We start from the raw sequence: 584 nt of genomic DNA on the forward strand, positions 1-584 counted from the left end.
TTCACCACTTCACCCCCAAGAGGGGGTTGATGGTTCCTCTTAACCTTCCAGCACCGGGCAGGCGTCAGTCCGTATACATCGCCTTACGGCTTCGCACGGACCTGTGTTTTTAGTAAACAGTCGCTTCCCCCTGGCCTCTGCGACCCTCCCCCCTAGCCCGCACGGGGCTTCAGGGCTCAGGCCCCCCTTCTCCCGAAGTTACGGGGGCATTTTGCCGAGTTCCTTAACCATGATTCACTCGTGCGCCTAGGCATACTCTGCCCGACCACCTGTGTCGGTTTAGGGTACGGGCGGCTGGCACCATCGCGTCGAGGCTTTTCTCGGCACCCCAGGATCACCCTGTTATCCCCCACCAACGTGAGGTCACCATCACGCCTCACCCCCGTCATCAAAGACAGCCCCCCGGATTTACCTGGAGGACGGGCTGCGCGCTTGAACGGACCAAGCCATCAGGTCCGCCGGGCTACCACTGTGCGTCACCCCTGTTAACACGCTTGCCTACCTGCACGGAGGATCCCCAGACCCCACCACCACAACCACACCGCCAGGCGAACCTGACACATGCGGCTTATATGGCGGCTGGG

At 61.6% G+C, this 584-nt stretch carries 1 rRNA gene; it reads right to left on the minus strand.

What is annotated here, in order from left to right:
• Window positions 1-584, minus strand: a 23S ribosomal RNA gene (locus tag BKH28_RS12950); the annotation flags it as partial.

Origin of the sequence: Actinomyces oris (genome assembly GCF_001937665.1) — a bacterium.
Lineage (GTDB): Bacteria > Actinomycetota > Actinomycetes > Actinomycetales > Actinomycetaceae > Actinomyces > Actinomyces stomatis.